Here is a 16,696-nt window from a genome sequence, read left to right on the forward strand (position 1 = left end):
TGACCGGACGCCGGTTCCTTACCGCAGCGTCGCGTTGAACTCGATGGCCACCTCGTCGGCGACCTTCATCGCGCCCATGGCCATGCTGTAGGGCCGGATCCGAAAGTTCTTGTGCGACACCGCGGCGCGGGCGCTGATGCGGGTGCCGTCGGTCAACTGGACGGCGACCGCGGTGTCGCGGGTGACGCCGTGCAGGGTCAGGGGACCCACCAGCCGGTACCCGGCGTCGGTGGCCTCGATGGTCTCGGCGTCGAACTCGACGGTGGGGAAGCGTTGGGCGGCCAGCGTCTTCAGCGCGTTGCCCCGCACCAGGACCTTCTCCGGTCCCGTCAGCGGCGTCAGGCCGCCGGCACCGTCGATCACCCGGAGCGAGTCGACGTCGATCACCATGCTCGCGGCCACCGGGGTGTCGGCGGAGAAGGTGACACTGGCCCGCCAGGAGTCCAACGCGATGGTCAGCCGATGCCCCATTCGCGCGGCGCGGCCCGTGACGCCGGTGCGGAGCGTCAGCGTGCCGTCGTTCTGGTCGAGGGTGCGGGTCCGGGTGGTCACCCCGACCAACCTAGTAGCGGCCGGTGGCCTCGGCTCACTATCATCTTTCGGTTGTCGGTATTCGAAGGTTTGTCGTCGAACGGGGAGTGCCATGACCTCACAGGCGGAGCAGCTGGAATTCCAGGCCGAGGCCCGTCAACTGCTGGATCTGATGATCCACTCGGTGTACTCCAACAAGGACTCGTTTCTGCGGGAGTTGATCTCGAACGCCTCCGACGCACTGGACAAGCTGCGGATCGAGGCGCTGCGGAACAAGGACCTGGACGTCGACACCTCCGATCTGCATATCGCGATCGAGGTGGACCAGGGCCCGCCGCGCACCCTGATCCTGCGCGACAACGGCATCGGCATGACCCGCGATGAGGTCGTGGACCTCATCGGTACGCTCGCCAAGTCGGGCACCGGTGAGCTGCGTCAGAAGCTGCGCGAAGCCGACTCGGCCGATACCTCCGAAGAACTGATCGGCCAGTTCGGTGTCGGCTTCTATTCGACGTTCATGGTCGCCGACAAGGTCGAGTTGCTCACCCGCAAGGCCGGCGAGAGCACCGCAACCCGGTGGACCTCGAGCGGTGACGGCACCTACACCGTCGAGCCGGTCGAGGACGCGCCGCAGGGCACCTCGGTCACCCTGTACCTCAAGCCCGAGGACGCCGAGGACGAACTGCACGACTACACCTCGGAGTGGAAGATCCGGGAGCTGGTCAAGAAGTACTCCGACTTCATCGCCTGGCCCATCCGGATGCAGGTGGAACGGCGCACGCCGCCGGCCGAGGAGGGCGGCGAGGAAGAACTCACCGTCGAAACCCAGACCCTGAACTCCATGAAGGCGCTCTGGGCCCGGGACCGGTCCGAGGTCTCCGACGACGAGTACAAGGAGTTCTACCGGCACATCGCGCACGCCTGGGACGACCCGCTCGAGATCATCTCGATGAAGGCCGAAGGGACCTTCTCCTACCAGGCGCTGTTGTTCATCCCGTCGCACGCCCCGTTCGACCTGTTCATGCGGGACGCCAAAGTGGGCGTACAGCTCTACGTCAAACGGGTGTTCGTGATGGCCGACTGCGAGCAGCTCATGCCGCCCTACCTGCGCTTCGTCAAGGGCGTGGTGGACGCGGAGGACATGTCGCTCAACGTTTCACGCGAGATCCTGCAGCAGGACCGGCAGCTCACCGCCATCCGCCGCCGCCTGACCAAGAAGGTCCTGTCGGTGATCAAGAGCATGCAGTCGGAGCGGCCCCAGGACTACGACACGTTGTGGACCCAATTCGGGTCGGTCCTCAAGGAAGGGTTGATGTCCGACGTCGACAACAGGGAGACACTGTTGGGCGTCGCGTCGTTCGCCTCCACCCACGACGACGAAAAGCGCACGACCCTGGCCGACTACGTCGAGCGGATGAAGGACGGTCAGGAGCAGATCTTCTTCGCCACCGGGCAGTCCCGCGAGCAAATATTGGCCTCCCCGCACCTCGAGGCGTTCAAGGCCAAGGGATACGAGGTGTTGCTGCTCACCGACCCCGTCGACGAGGTGTGGACCGGCTCGGTGCCCGAGTTCGACGGCAAGCCACTGCAATCGGTGGCCAAGGGTGAGGTCGATCTGGACTCCGAGGAGGAGAAGGCGGCGCACGAAGCCGAACGACAGGAGGCGGAGCGGGATTTCGCCGATCTGCTGAGCTGGCTGAAGGACACCCTCGATGAGCACGTCAAAGAGGTTCGGCTGTCCACCCGGCTCACGGAGTCGCCGGCCTGCTTGATCACCGACAACTTCGGGATGACCCCGGCGCTGGCGCGCATGTACCGCGCGTCGGGTCAGGAGGTGCCGGTGGGCAAACGCATCCTGGAGCTCAACCCGAAGCATCCGCTGGTGGTGGGCCTGCAGCGCTCGCACCGGGACGGGGGCGACGACGCGCACCAGCAACACCTGGCGGATACGGCCGAATTGCTCTACGGCACCGCGCTTCTCGCCGAAGGCGACATTCCCGACGATCCGGCGAAGTTCGCCGCGTTGCTCGCGCAGCGGTTGACCGGCACCGTCTAGTTCGCCGAGAAGAGCCGACTTCTGGGGGCTCAGACCCCCAGCAGCGCGTCGATGGGCCCGCGGACGAAGTACAGCAGGAACCCGGCCGCGACGATCCACAACAACGGGCTGATCTCGCGGGCCTTGCCGGACGCCGAGCGCACCACCACCCAGGAGATGAAGCCGACGCCGATGCCGTTGGCAATCGAGTAGCTCAGCGGCATCACCGCCACGGTGAGCACCACCGGCAGCGCCACCGAGAAGTCCGAGAAATCGATCTCGCGCAGGTTCGCGGCCATCATGGCGCCGACGATCACCAGCGCCGCGGTGGCGACCTCGGACGGCACCACCGCGGCCAGCGGCGTCAAAAACATTGCCGCGAGGAACAATCCGCCTGTCACCACGCTCGCCAGCCCGGTGCGTGCACCCTCGCCGATGCCGGCCCCGGATTCGACGAAGACCGTGTTCGACGACGACGAGGTCGCCCCGCCCACCACCGCGCCGGCGCCCTCGACCACCAGCGCGGCACGCAGCCGCGGGAAGTTGCCGCGTTCGTCGGCCAGCCCGGCCTGTCGGGACAGTCCGGTGAACGTGCCCATGGCGTCGAAGAAGTTGGTGAACACCAGCGTGAAGACCAGCATCACGGCGGCCAGGACGCCGATCCGGCCGACGCTGTCGAGGCTGAACTCGCCGATCAGCGACAGATCGGGGATCGCGAACGGCGACCCGGACAGCGTCGGCACCGACAGACCCCATCCGCCGGGGTTCTCCGTCGCCGAGCCCAGGTGCCAGATCGCCTCGATCACCACCGCCACCACAGTGCCCGCGGCCAGCCCGATCAGGATGGCGCCACGCACCTTTCGGGCCACCAGGATCCCGGTGAGCAACAGCGTCCCGACGAATACCGCCGTCGGCACGCTGTCGATGGACCCGGCGCCGTCCTGGCCCAGCCCGAGCGGGGGAGAGGGCCGGCCCGTCGACCCGACGAATCCGGCGTCGACCAGGCCGATGAAGAGGATGAACAAGCCGATGCCGGCGGTGATGCCGAGCTTGAGCGGCATCGGCACCGCCTCGAAGATGAGGCGCCGCAGCCCGGTGACCGCCAGCAGCACGATGATCAACCCGTTGATCACCACCAGGCCCATCGCCTCGGGCCAGGTGACCACGCCGACCACCGACGACGCCAGGAACGAGTTGATGCCCAGCCCCGCGGCGAACGCGAACGGCAGCCGCGCCACCAGGCCGAACACGATGGTCATCACGCCCGCGGCCAACGACGTGACCGCCGAGACCTGGGTGAAGCCCAGTTCGTTGCCCGCGACGTCGGCGGTGCCGGACAAGATGATCGGGTTCAGCACGATGATGTAGGCCATCGCGATGAAAGTGACGACACCGCCACGGAGTTCGCCGCCCACGGTGGAGCCGCGCGAGCTGATCTCGAAGAAGTTGTCGAGTCGGGTCACGGGTCGACCTTACGGCCTCGGTGGCGACTCGGCGCGGGGGCGAGGCTAGGGGGACTCGGCGGCGCTGGCCGCGGCGGCGAACTCGTCGTCCAGCGGCACGGCCTCCAGTCGGACCGCGACCCCGTTGAGCACGGCCATCCCCGCCAGCAGCTCGAGGTCCTCGGCGCGGTTCGACGTCAGTTCGTTGACGTTGACGCCCGGGTTGGCGTTGGCCAACCGCCAGCCACCGCCGCGGTGTCCCCAGCCCTGCGGGATCGCGACGGTGCCGGGGCCCACCTCGTCGGTGACCATCACCTCGGTTTCGATGGCCCCGTCGACCGACACCACCCGCACGCGTCCACCGTCGCGCAGACCCGCGGCCTCGGCGTCGCGCGGGTTGATCCGCGCCCGATGCCGCCGGTTGCCCTTCATCAGCGTCGGGCTGTTGTGCATCCAGCTGTTCTGCGACTTCAATTCCCGGATGCCGATGGCCAGCAGCGGGAACTCGGCGCTGGTGGCGGGTGCGTCGCCGAGCCGACCGATCTCGGCGACGATCTGCGGGGGATCCAGCCGCACCTTGCGGCTGGAGTGCCGGACCACCTTGTGCAGCACGCCGTGCGGCGCGTGCTCGGCGAGCAGTATCCCGTGCGGATGTTGCCGCAGTTTCTCGAGATTCAGACCACGCCGGCGCAGCCCGAAGCGGTCGCCGTAGGGGCCGGTGCGCAGCAACAGGTCCATCATCCGCCGCGGCGTGAACCGCAGACCGCGCCGTTCCACCCAGTGCAGCACCGGGTTGAGCTTCTCCATCGCCCCGGTGGCCAGCATCGACAACCCCATCCGGGCCGCCAAATCCTGGAACACCTCCCATTCCTGGCGGGCCTGCCCGTACGGCTTCACCACGGCCTCGGTGGATTGGATGTACACCGACGGGCAGCACGCCGCGAACGCCATCGGCAGGTCGTCGCGTTCGAGCATGGTGGTGCTGGGCAGGATGTAGTGCGCGTGCCGGTTGGTCTCGTTGACGTAGAAGTCCAGCGAGACAAGCAGATCCAGCTTGCCCAACGCCGCGTCGAGCGCGGGACTGTTGGGCACCGACAGCACCGGGTTGCCGGCCAACACGAACAACGCGCGCAACTGTCCGGGCCCGGGGGTGGTGATCTCGTCGGCCATCACCGCGGCCGGGAACGTGTTGTGCACGGCGGGGAAGTTCCCGATCCGGGAACGTTTGGTGTCGTAGTCGAACGCGCCGGCCTTCTCACCCATGTCTTCCAGCGGGATGACGGCGTGCGACATCAGGCTGCCGCCGGGGCGGTCCAGATTGCCGCTGACCACGTTGAGCACGTCGATCAAGAAGCTCACCAACGTGCCGTGATGCCCGAGGCAGGCGCCGGTGCGGGCGTAGGCCACCGCGGTGCGGGCGGCGCAGAAATCGCGGGCCAGGCCGCGCACCACGTCGGTGGGCACGCCGGTGCGTGCCGCGGTGTCTTCGGGCGGGAAGTCGGCGCACAGGGCCCGCAGCGTGTCGGCGCCCGTCGACTGCGCGGCGATGGCCTGCCGGTCCTCGAGTTGTTCGGCGAAGATGACCTGCAGCATCGACAGCAGCAGCCAGGCGTCGGAGTCCGGCCGCACCGCCACGTGCTCGTAGGCCGCGGCGGTCTCGGTGCGACGGGGATCGACGACCACCACGCGTCCGCCGCGCTTGACGATGCCCGCCAGGTCGTCGCGGACCCGGGGGACCCGCAGCGCGCTGCCGTGCGAGATCAACGGGTTGGCCCCGAGCATGAACAGGAAGTCGGTGCGGGGCAGGTCGGGGAACGGCAGCTGGGTGGCCGCGCCGTAGAGCAGGTTGCTGGCCACGTAGCGGCTGTTGATGTCCTGGGAGCCGGCCGAATACAGGTGATTGGCGCCGACCCGCTTCATGAAGAACCCGGACCAGATGCTGGCCGCGTAGCCGAACGCGGCCGGGTTGCCGAAGTACTGCCCGACCGCCTCCCCGCCGGACTCGGCCAGGATGCGGGTCAACCGGGCGGCGATGTCATCGAGCGCGTCGTCCCAGGACACCGGGGCGAAGCTGCCGTCGTCCTGGCGGCGCAGCGGCGTCAGCACCCGGTCCGGATCGTTCTGTACCTCGGTGAACGCGATTCCCTTCGGGCAGGCGCGGCCCTGCGACAGCGGATGGTCCTGATCCGGGCGCAACGACACCAGCCGGTCGTTCTCGACCGTCGCGATCAGGCCGCACATCGGCTCGCAGATGCGGCAGTAGGTGACCTTCTGCTCGGCACCGCCGGACGCGTTGTCGGTGGACACGTCGAGCCCCAATCTGTCGAGTCCGCGCCGCGGGCGGACGGGCTTACCGTAACGATCACGATAACTGTCCGCCGCGGGTTGCCCCCCGCAGTTGGGCCAAGCAGTCGGGCTAAGAGGTCGCCAACCGGACCGGAACGGTCACCGGGGCAACCGGCGGCGACGCGGCGGGCAGCGCCGGCGGCAACGCCGGGGGCAGTGCCGGGGCCGCGGGCGCCGCGGCGGTGGCCGGCAATTGGCCCGGCAGCGCCGGGGCCGCGACCGTGCCCGGCAGGCCCGGCGCGGGCGCACCCGGCACGGGGGCGGGCAGCGGGGCCGGCGTCGGGGTGGTCAGGATGCGCACCAGGTCGGGCTTCATCGCCTGCAGCTGCGAACCCCAGTACCCCCAGCTGTGGGTGCCGTTGGTGGGGAAGTTGAACACCGCGTTGCGACCACCGGCGGCCAGGTAGCGCTTCTGGAAATCCTTGTTGGTGCTCGCGGTGATGTTCTCCAGGTACTGGGCGCTGAAGTTGGTGCCGAAGTCGTTGCCGCTGTCCAGATCCGACGGGGTGCCGTTGCCGCAGTAGATCCACAGCGCGGTCCGGTTGGCCACCAGCCGGTTGATGTTGACCATCGGGTCGTTGCGCTTCCACGCGATGTCGCTGGCCGGGCCCCACATGTCGACCGAGTTGTAACCGCCGGCGTCCTTCATGGCGAGCCCGATCAGCGTGGGCCACAAGCCGTTCGAAGGGTTCAGGAAGCCCGACAGCGAGCTGGCGAAGATGAACTGCTGCGGATGCCAGATCGCCAGGGTCAGCGCCGCGCCGCCGGCCATCGACAGTCCGACCACCGCATTACCGGTGGGGTCCTGGCCCTTGTTCGCGGCCAGCCACGCCGGAAGTTCTTGGGTCAGAAAGGTTTCCCACTTGTAGGTGGAGGTGCCCGCGGTCCCGGCCGCCGGCCGGTACCAGTCGGTGTAGAAGCTGGATTGGCCGCCGACCGGCATCACCACCGAGATCCCGGACCCGTTGAACCAGTCGAAGGCCGCGGTGTTGATGTTCCAGCCGTTGGAATCCTCCTGGGCGCGCAGGCCGTCGAGCAGATACACCGAGTGCGGCCCGCCGCCGAGGAACTCCACCCGGATGTCGCGGCCCATCGAGGGCGACGGCACGTCGAGCAGTTCGATGGGCACCTGGGAGACCGCCCGGGACTGCGGGGCGGGACCGACGACGAGGAACATCGCGGTCAACATCGCCGCCAGCAGGGTGGCGGTGGCCATGCGGGTCGTGGTCGTCAGTGCGTCCCTCACACCCGGCAAGCTAACCGGGCGCGGCCGCGGGGCCCGGATCCCGCGCCGCGCGTGATCGCGTCGTTATCAACCCCTTTGGCGGCTGTGACCGGACCGTTACTGCACGCCGGGCAGGTCCAGCACCAGCCGGGCCCCGCCCAGCGGGCTCTTGTCGAGGCGGGCGGTGCCCCCGTGCACCTCGGCCTGCTGCGCGACCAACGCCAGCCCCAGGCCCGACCCGGACCGCGAGGCCGTCGACCCCCGGGAGAACCGTTCGAAGACCTCGGTGCGTTCGGCCTCCGGTACCCCGGAACCGTTGTCGTCGACCGTGATCTGCACGCCGGTGGCCGAGCTGGTGGCGTCGAGGCGCACCTCGGTGGCCCCGCCGTGCTTGACGGCGTTGGCGATGGCGTTGTCGATGACCAGCCGCAGCCCGGCCGGCAACCCGACCATCAGCACCGTCGTGGTGGCCGCCAGCGACACCGTCAGGTCCGGGTAGCTGCGCTCCGCGTCGTGGGCGGCGCGGTCCAGGATCTCGGTGATGTCGCACGGCACGAAGTCGTCGGCCGTGGTCAGCTGGCCCTGGGCCAGGCGCTCCAGCGCCCACAGCGTGGTCTCGATGCGGCTCTGCGTGCGCATCACGTCGCCGATGAGCTCCTGGCGGGCCTCGGCGGGCATGTCCAGGGTGGACAGCACCTCCAGGTTGGTCCGCATCGCGGTCAGCGGGGTGCGCAGCTCGTGGGAGGCGGCGGCGGCGAAGTCGCGCGCCGACTCCAGGGCGGCCTTGGTGCGTTCCTGCTCCTTGCCGATCCGGTCGAGCATGCCCTCGACCGCCTCACCGATCTCGACGGCCTCCCACACGCCGCGCACCTGCACCTCGTCGGGCGTGGACTGCGCGTTGATGGCGCGGGCCTGCTGCGCCAGCCGGCGGAACGGGGTGATCATCACCAGCGAGATGACCCAGCCGACCACCAGCGTGGTGAGGATCAGGCTGGTGCAGATGATGGTGACGCGCATGTGCAGCGCGTTGATCCGGTCCTGGGTTTCCTGCAGCGGGGACCCCAGGGCAATCGAGGCCGGGCCCACTTGGAAGGTCCGCACCCGGTAGTCGACGCCGTCGATGGTGGTGTTGGTGTAGCCGTCCTCGAACTTCGGCAGCACGACATCGCTGGGCGTGGAGACGGTCACCCGCCCGATGCGCGCGGTGCGCACCAGGTTGCCGTCCTCGAACTGCTGCTCGGCCGAGGCCGGCGGGGGCGCCGCCAGGATGTTGCTGAAGTCGCCGAGGCTGCTCACCGAGTCGAGACGCCGGTCCAGCTGGCTGTACTGATCGTTGATGATGCCGAACCAGACCCATCCGCCGATCACCAGAATGGTGCCGATCACGCCGGCCATGGCCACGATGACGATGGCGCGCAGCGACAACAGCCGCTTCGGGAGCCGGAAGAGCCAATGCAGGATGCCCTTGGATTCGGCCGGCGGGGTCGCTGTGCTCATGCTGCCCCATCTTGCCCCACCCCGATTCCGCCCAATCTCACCTTCGGGCCGGTTTGTGCGAGTGGTTTCCGGCGCAATGTCGGTTTCGGCGTCACCGGCGCGCCGTCAGGCGTGGACGTTGCGCTGACCGACCGCGTTGCGCAGCCCCGAGCAGCCCACGCAGCCCACACAGCCGACGCAGTCGGTACAGCGGGCGCAGCCCAGGCACGCCACACATCTGCGGCAGGCGAAACAGCCGACGCACCCGATGCAGGCGATGACGAAGAAGGACAGCGTGGTCATGGCGCTGGCGACGACGGCGGCGCTGCTGGCGGTCGCCACCGAACCGGCGACGCCGGCGCTGGTGACGGTCGCGACGGAGCCCGCGATCCCCGCGCTGCGGGCGGTGGCCACCGAGCCCGCCACCGCCGCACTGGCCTCGACGGCCGAGGAGCGGACCACACCTTTGGACGCCGGCATGTGCTCGAGGCTACTCAGCCGGCGCCCTTTCCGTTGTCGACTCGGTAGACCGAACCGTGGATGGCGGCGGCGTCGTCACTGGCCAGAAACGCGATGGCCTTGGCCACATCGACCGGGTCCATCATTCCCCGCGGCGCCGCGATGCGCATGATCAGATTCCAGTCCGCGTTCTCCGGCGCGGCGAACTCGCTGACCTGCGGCGTCGACATCCCGCCCGGGCAGACGACGTTGACCCGCAGCCGCTCGGCGCTGAACTCCACGGCCAGCGCGCGGGTCAGACCGACGATGCCGTGCTTGGCGGCGCAGTACCCCGACGAATACACCTCGCCCTCCAGACCCGCGACCGACGACACGTTGACGATGTTGCCCCCGACCGCCAACAGGTGCGGCAGCGCGGCCCGGCACAGATGGAACGGCCCGGTCAGGTTGACCGCGAGGTCGTCGTCCCACTGCTGGTCGGTGACCTCCAGGGTGTGCCGCATCTGGTGATACCCGGCGGCGTTCACCAGCACGTCGAGGCGGCCGAACTCGGCGACCGCCCGCTCGACGGCCTCGCGGCAGGCCTGCGGGCGGGCGATGTCGAACGCCGCGAACCTGCCACCCGGCACCTCCGCGAAGACGGCGGCCATCCGGTCGGTGTCACGGGCGATGCCGAACACGGTGGCACCACGCTCGGCGAACAGCTTCGCCGTCGCCGCACCGAGTCCCGACGAGACGCCGGTGATGAGAGCAACCTTGCCGGCCAGCGGCTGATATGAAGTCATCGCTGCACCTTCTCACGCCGCGTTTCCGCCGCGCGGGCGCGCGGGCGGAACGGCCGCCAGCAGCGCGCGGGTGTACTCGTCCTCGGGGTGGGCGAACAGCTCCTCGGCCGGGCGATACTCCACGGCCCGCCCGTCGCGCAGCACCAGGACGTCGTGGCTCATGCGCCGCACGACCGCCAGATCGTGCGCGATGAACAGGTAGGTCAGTCCCAGTTTGTGCTGCAGGTCGGTCAGCAGATCCAGCACCGTGTTCTGCACCGACACGTCGAGCGAGGCCGTCGACTCGTCGAGGATCAACAGTTCGGGCTCGACGGCCACGGCCCTGGCGATGCAGACCCGCTGGCGTTGTCCACCGGAGAGTTCGTGGGGGTAGCGCGCGGCGAATTCCGGTGTGAGCCCGACGAGTTCGAGCAGCTCGGCGACCCGGGCGGCGCGGCTGCGTCTGCCGTCGGCGAGCCGGTGGGACCGCAGAGGCTCGGCGACGGCCGCTTCGACCGTCTGGCGGGGGTTCAGCGCCGAGAACGGGTCCTGGAACACCAGGCTGATCCGGCGCCGCATCGACTTGTCGGCGACGTCGACGCCGTCGAGGGTCGCCCTGCCGGCCGCGGGGCGCACCAGCGTGGTCAGCGCTGCGGCCACCGTCGACTTGCCCGACCCGGATTCGCCGACCAGCCCCAGGGTGGTGCCGCGGCGAATCTGAAACGAAAGATCCTGTACGGCAGCGACGGTGGAGCGACCCCGGGGGCTGTCGACGCTGAACGTGACGTCGAGCCCGGCGACGTCGAGCAGCACCGGTGCCGCCGCTACGCTGGGCGGCCCGCCGACGTCGATCTGCGGCCGGGCCTCGAGAAGCTCACGGGTGTAGGGCTGCTGCGGGTTGTCGAACACCTCGAGGACGGGCGCCTGCTCCACCGCCCGGCCGGCCTGCAACACGGTCACGTCGTCGGCGACCTGACCGATCACGCCGAGGTCATGGCTGATCCACACCACCGCGGTGCCGAAGTCGCGTTGCAGATCCCGCACCAGGTCGATGATCTGGGCCTGGGTGGTCACGTCCAGGGCGGTGGTGGGCTCGTCGGCGATCAGCAGTTCCGGGTCGCAGGCCAGCGCGATCGCGATCATCACCCGCTGGCGCTGCCCGCCGGAGAGCTGATGCGGGTAGGACCGCAGCCGCGCCGACGGGTCCGGCAATCCGACGGCCGCCAACAGCTCCGCCGCGCGCGAGCGGGCCGACCGCCGGGTCGAATTGCGGTGTACCTGCAGTGATTCGGTGATCTGCTGTTCGAGTGTGAGCAACGGGTTCAGCGACGTTCCGGGGTCCTGGAACACGAAACCGATGCGGCCGCCGTGCACGCCGCGCAAGACCCGCGCCGAGGCCCCGACGAGCTCGGTTTCCGCAGCGCCGCCCAGGACGCTGCGGCCGCTGACAGCGGCGCCGGGGGCGTCGAGCAGCCCGGTCGCGGCCAGCACGGTCATGGACTTGCCGGAGCCGGATTCGCCGACGATGCCCAGGGTTTGGTCCCGCTCGACGCGAAAGGACACCCCGTCGACGATCTGCCGGGCGCCGATGCGCACCCGCAGGTCGGTGACCTCGAGCACGGCCGCGGTCATCGGGCCCGCCCCGCCCGCCGGGCCTCGATCAGGGTGCGCTGCTTGGGGTCCAGCACGTCACGCAGGCCGTCGCCGAGCAGATTGAACGCCAGCACGATGACGAAGATCGCCGCGCCGGGGAAGACCGCCATCCACCACGCCATGGTCACGAAACCCTGTGAGTCGTAGATCATCCGGCCCAGCGACGGCTGCGGCGGCTGGATGCCGAGCCCCAGGAACGACAACGCCGCCTCCGACAGCGTCGCGAACGCCAGCGACAGCGAGGTCTGCACGATCAACGGACCCGAGATGTTCGGCAACACATGGTGGCTCAGGATGAACAGGTCGCCGGTGCCCATCGTCCGGGAGGCGGCGACATACGGTTCGGTGCGCACAGCCAGGGTGCTGGCCCGGGCGACGCGCGCGAAGATCGGGGTGAACACGATGCCGATGGCCAGCGTGGTCGTGGTGACGCCGGGCCCCAGGATCGCGACCACGGCCAGCGCCAGCAACAGCACCGGGAACGCGAACATCACGTCGACGATGCGCATCAGCACCGAGTCCAGCCAGCCGCCGCGGTAGCCGGCCAGCAGACCGACCGCCACCCCGACGACGGCGGCGAAGGAGACGCTGATGACCGCGATGCGCATCGACGCCTGGACGGCCACCAGCACCCGGGACAACACGTCGCGGCCCAGTTCGTCGGTGCCGAACCAGTGCTGCGGGCTGGGACCCTGCAGCGCGTCGGGCACATTGATGTCGTTGACGCCGTAGGGTGCCAGCGCGCCGGCGGCCACCACGATCACGGCGACGACCAGAAGTACGCCGGCGCTGAGCGCGGTGATCGGGTTGGTCAGCAGCAGGCGCCACCGCGACATCCGGGAATTCATGACAGCCGGATCCTCGGGTCCACCACGGCGTACAGCACGTCGACCAGCAGGTTGATGAGCAGGAACAGCACCGCGATCAGCAGCACCGCGCCCTGGATCAGCGGGTAGTCGCGTGCGGAGACGGCATTGAACACCAGCCGGCCCAGACCCGGCCAGGCGAACACCACCTCGACGACGATCACCCCGCCCAGGATGGTGGCGAGCTGGATGCCGGTGATGGTGAGCACCGGCACCAGCGCGTTGCGCATGATGTGCCGCGTCGTGACGACCCTGGGCGGCAGTCCCTTCGAGCGCGCCGTGCGCACATAACCCATCGCGGCGACCTCCAGCACCGCCGAGCGCACGTACCGGGTCATGATGGCGCCGGCGACCAGTCCCACCGTCAGCCCGGGCAGCACGATGTGTCGCAGCCAGCCGGCCGGGTCCTCGAACAGCGGCCGGTAACCGGACGTGGGCAACCACCCCAGCGTCGTCGAGAACAACCCGATCAGCAGGATGCCCATCCAGAAGTCCGGCACGGACACCCCGAATTGGCTTGTCACCCTGATGATCCCGTCGCTGAGCCGCCCCTCGCGCAGCGCGGAGAACACGCCCAGGGGCAGCGCGATGAGCAGCGCGATCAGGATGCCGACCAGGCCCAGCGACACCGTGGCCGGGAGCCGCTCGAGCAGCGTCACCGTCACCGGATCGCCGTTGCGGAAACTGACGCCGAGGTCGCCGCGGACCGCCGAACCGAGGTAGCCGAAGAACTGCTCGAACAACGGACGGTCCAGGCCGCTGGCCGCCCGCAGCGCCTCGTAGGCCTCCGGTGTGTAGCGGGTGCCCAGCGCGATGCGGACCGGATCGCCGGGCACCAGGTGTACCAGCGCGAAGACCAGGATCAGCACGCCGAGCAGCACGACCAGCGAGTGCAGGACCCGCCGCGCCAAAAACCCCATCAGCGGTGTCATGCGGCCCCGAACCGCGCGCCGCGGAACCGGACCGCGCCGTCGCGGCGGGCGTCATAGCCGCTCAGGTCGGGGTTCCAGGCCTGGATGACCGACGGGTTGTACAGGTAGATGTAGCTGACCTCGTCGGCGATCCGGGTGGCCGCCCGCGCGTAGAGCTGCCGGCGCAGCGCCGGGTCGGTCTCCACCCGTCCCGCGTCCAGCAGGCGGTCCACCTCGGGATCGGAGAATTTCTGGGCGTTGCTGGTGCCGTCGGTGTGGTGCTGGGCGTAGTAGAAGTCGTCGGGATCGATGTTGCCCAGCCAGCCCATCATCAGCATGTCGAAGTTGCCGTTGTTCTGCTCGTCGAGCCAGGTGGCGAAGTCGACGGTGCGAATGCGGACGGTGAAGCCCAATGGGGCGAGGTTGTCGGCGATGATCTGCGCCGCGGTGATGGTTTCCGGGTACTCGTTGGTGACCAGCATGTCCAGCTCGCCCGGCTCGACACCGCTGTCCTGCAGGAGTTTTCGGGATTCCTCGAGGTCGAACCGATACCGGTCGTAGGGGGTGTGCCAGGGATTGCCCGCCGGGATGGCCAACTGGTTGGCCGTGGCGGTGCCGTAGCTGGTGGCGGTGACGATCGACTCGCGGTCGATGCCGTAAGCGATGGCCCGCCGCACCCGCACATCGGCCCACGGTTCGCGGGCCTGGTTCAGCGCCAGATACCAGTAGTCGTTGCTGGGCGTGACCTCCAGCCGGATCGAGCTGTCGTCGCGCAGTTGGGCCACCCGCTGGGTGGGAACCGAGTCGGTCCAATCGATTTCGCCGGCCTGCAGCGCCGACAGTGCGGTGGAGGGCTCGGAGATGAACCGGTAGGTGACCCCGGAGAGCTGTGGGGCCCCGCCCCAGTAGCCGGGGTTGGCGGTCAGGGTGATCGAATCGCCGCTCCTGGCGCCGGCGAACGCGAACGGGCCGGTGCCGACGGGATGGGTGGCGATCGCGCCCGACTCGACGTTTTCGCGCTGCACGATCGCCATGCCCTTGAAGCCGCCGAGGTTGGTCAGCAGGTTCGGGGTCGGCCGGCTGAGGTTGACGACGACGGTGGCGGGGTCGGGGGCCAGCACCTCGGTGACGGCGGCGAACTTGTCGACATTGGCCAGCTTTTCGTCGATGATCCGGCGGTAGGAGTACACGACGTCCTCGGCGCGCAGCGGGGTGCCGTCGTGGAACGTCACGCCCGGACGCAGGTGGAACGTCCAACTCAGTTGGTCCGGCGCGGTCTCCCACGACTGCGCGAGCGCGGGCCGCATCTGCAGGTCGGCGTCGGGTTCGACCAGGGTGTCGAACACGTTCTCGAGCACCTCGAAGGCGAAGTAGGCGGTGGTCCGGTGCGGGTCGAGTTGGTCGGGCTCCCCGGCGATTCCGGCGATGAGATTGGTGGACGCGCCGGCGCCGAGGTCGACGCGGTCACCGGTGGCACACGAGGTCAGCAGCAGGACCAGAGCAGCGCAGAGCGCGACCGCTCGTCGCCCCATCCTCATCACCCGGCCTCACGGGTCGCTTCTTCGGCTGCCCGACAAGCCTGTACCCAAGGCCGGGAAGAATCAACCCGCCGCGCGCTCGCTGGACGTCTCGGACTTGTCGTCCGACGTCGTCGCCGGGCCATCGTCGGTGGTGCGGGAGTCCGTGTCGCGCTCGAGCTTCCGCTGCGGCTTGGGTGCCAGCGCGCGCAACGCCTTCTTCAGATGGGAACCCGCTTTGCGGGTGGTCGAGGAGTCGCGGTCGGCCCCGGCCAACGCCGCCCGCCGCGCCTCGCGGCGGTCCTTCAGGCGCAACGCCGCGGAACGGTCGGACCGCTCAAGGTCCTGGGCGGGGTCCTGGGCGGGGGGCTGCTCGGCAGCCGCGGCCAGCGGCTGCGGCGCCTCGTCATCGGCATCGGCGGTCGGCGCCGAGTCCCCTTCCGGAGCACGGGCTTTCGAAATCCCACGACCGGTGGCCTCGGCGAGGTCCTCGGCGAGCTCGACCGGGTTGATCTTCGGGATCAGCTTGGCGCGGGTCGGCGCGCTGTAATCGGTTCTGTCGTAGCCGGTTTCCACCAGCACCCGCAGCGGCTCGTTGACCGCGGCCAGGATGGGCTCGGGCACGATGCCGTCGAACGGGCGCAGCAGCGGGAGCCGGTCGGTGGGAATGAGGTAGTAGGTGGTGTCGCCGCGCTGCTGGTAGTAGGCGCCCTCGACCGCCTCGATCGCCTCGAGTTGCGCGGCGAGATCCTCGACCCGCTGCGTCGGACCGTGCAGATAGACGATGCCGGCCACCGCATTCGCCGTGGCCAACAGGTTCAGCGGATAGGTGGGGAAGTCCGACCACCCGCTGTATTGGCGGGCGATGTCGAGGGTGAGGTCACCGTTGTCGGGGGTGGCCCCGCTGAAGGTGACGTCGAGGACCGGGATCTTGAGGCCGGCGAAGCGGGCCAGGACGCCGCCGTTGGGACGGTTCGGGTTCTCGACCAGCACGAACGTCGCGCCGGTGTCGGGATGCTCACCCTTGTATTTCGAGGCGGCCACCGCGCCCTGGGAGAACGCGAAAACCACGTCTCCGGCCCCGATGTGCTCCTGGCCCAGCAGGGCGGCACCCTGCGCCACCGACGCGTCCCACTTGAGGTCGTCGAAGCCGCCGCGCGACACCGGCCAGAACCCGGCGTTGTAGTCGATCTTGCGGGGGTCGTCGTCAAGCGCCGCGGTCCCGGTCCCGGCGAACACCCGGTCCATGAAGGCGGTGAACTCGGCGTCGGTGGGCTCGTCGCCGATGTTGGTCCCGCGCAGGTAGTACGTCTGGGCCAGCAAGTCCGGGCTGGCCGCCAGAGTGGGCGTCAGCCCGACCACGGTTGCGGTGACGCCCGCCGCGGCGACCACCGACGCGGTTGCTCCCGCCGACCACCGACGGTCGCGCTGGGCGCGATGTCGACCCACAGATTTCCCCACCCCGGAACCC

At 69.3% G+C, this 16,696-nt stretch carries 13 protein-coding genes; 1 reads left to right on the forward strand and 12 read right to left on the reverse strand.

Annotated elements, in window-relative coordinates; all coding sequences use genetic code 11:
• Positions 1-18: 18 nt before the first annotated feature.
• Positions 19-552: a YceI family protein gene (locus R2K23_RS09155; RefSeq protein WP_316516153.1), complete on the reverse strand. Its 534-nt coding sequence runs from the start codon at positions 550-552 to the stop codon at positions 19-21.
• A 91-nt stretch (positions 553-643) separates the two neighbouring features.
• Between R2K23_RS09155 and htpG the strand changes: the two genes are divergently transcribed.
• Positions 644-2,587, forward strand: a complete 1,944-nt coding sequence (htpG, locus tag R2K23_RS09160; protein ID WP_316516154.1) for a molecular chaperone HtpG — start codon at positions 644-646, stop codon at positions 2,585-2,587.
• A gap of 29 nt (positions 2,588-2,616) precedes the next feature.
• On the opposite strand, the gene R2K23_RS09165 is transcribed toward htpG, so the two are convergent.
• From R2K23_RS09165 to R2K23_RS09215, 11 genes are all read right to left on the reverse strand, one after another.
• Positions 2,617-4,029 (reverse strand): NCS2 family permease, encoded by a 1,413-nt coding sequence (locus R2K23_RS09165; RefSeq protein ID WP_316516155.1) that lies wholly within the window; start codon positions 4,027-4,029, stop codon positions 2,617-2,619.
• Between the two features lie 45 nt (positions 4,030-4,074).
• The gene (locus R2K23_RS09170) at positions 4,075-6,249 is read right to left on the reverse strand and encodes a molybdopterin-dependent oxidoreductase (RefSeq protein ID WP_416223217.1); all 2,175 of its coding nucleotides are present in this window, start codon (positions 6,247-6,249) and stop codon (positions 4,075-4,077) included.
• A gap of 175 nt (positions 6,250-6,424) precedes the next feature.
• Positions 6,425-7,570: an esterase family protein gene (locus tag R2K23_RS09175; RefSeq protein ID WP_396893567.1), complete on the reverse strand. Its 1,146-nt coding sequence runs from the start codon at positions 7,568-7,570 to the stop codon at positions 6,425-6,427.
• Between the two features lie 126 nt (positions 7,571-7,696).
• On the reverse strand, positions 7,697-8,974 hold the full coding sequence (locus R2K23_RS09180) for a sensor histidine kinase (protein ID WP_316517163.1): 1,278 nt from the start codon (positions 8,972-8,974) through the stop codon (positions 7,697-7,699).
• Between the two features lie 207 nt (positions 8,975-9,181).
• On the reverse strand, positions 9,182-9,535 hold the full coding sequence (locus R2K23_RS09185; RefSeq protein ID WP_316516157.1) for a hypothetical protein: 354 nt from the start codon (positions 9,533-9,535) through the stop codon (positions 9,182-9,184).
• A 14-nt stretch (positions 9,536-9,549) separates the two neighbouring features.
• On the reverse strand, positions 9,550-10,299 hold the full coding sequence (locus tag R2K23_RS09190; protein WP_316516158.1) for an SDR family NAD(P)-dependent oxidoreductase: 750 nt from the start codon (positions 10,297-10,299) through the stop codon (positions 9,550-9,552).
• 12 nt (positions 10,300-10,311) lie between these two features.
• Positions 10,312-11,910, reverse strand: coding sequence for an ABC transporter ATP-binding protein (locus R2K23_RS09195; RefSeq protein WP_316516159.1), 1,599 nt, complete (start codon positions 11,908-11,910; stop codon positions 10,312-10,314).
• The gene (locus R2K23_RS09200) at positions 11,907-12,779 is read right to left on the reverse strand and encodes an ABC transporter permease (RefSeq protein WP_316516160.1); all 873 of its coding nucleotides are present in this window, start codon (positions 12,777-12,779) and stop codon (positions 11,907-11,909) included. The genes R2K23_RS09195 and R2K23_RS09200 overlap by 4 nt, the downstream gene beginning before the upstream one ends.
• On the reverse strand, positions 12,776-13,729 hold the full coding sequence (locus tag R2K23_RS09205; RefSeq protein WP_316516162.1) for an ABC transporter permease: 954 nt from the start codon (positions 13,727-13,729) through the stop codon (positions 12,776-12,778). Before R2K23_RS09205 ends, R2K23_RS09200 begins: the two co-directional genes overlap by 4 nt.
• Positions 13,726-15,240, reverse strand: a complete 1,515-nt coding sequence (locus tag R2K23_RS09210) for an ABC transporter substrate-binding protein (RefSeq protein ID WP_316516163.1) — start codon at positions 15,238-15,240, stop codon at positions 13,726-13,728. Before R2K23_RS09210 ends, R2K23_RS09205 begins: the two co-directional genes overlap by 4 nt.
• Before the next feature lie 69 nt (positions 15,241-15,309).
• On the reverse strand, positions 15,310-16,674 hold the full coding sequence (locus R2K23_RS09215; RefSeq protein WP_316516164.1) for a PE-PPE domain-containing protein: 1,365 nt from the start codon (positions 16,672-16,674) through the stop codon (positions 15,310-15,312).
• Between the last annotated feature and the right edge of the window lie 22 nt (positions 16,675-16,696).

Source organism: Mycolicibacterium sp. MU0050 (genome assembly GCF_963378085.1).
Classification (GTDB): Bacteria; Actinomycetota; Actinomycetes; order Mycobacteriales; family Mycobacteriaceae; genus Mycobacterium; species Mycobacterium wendilense.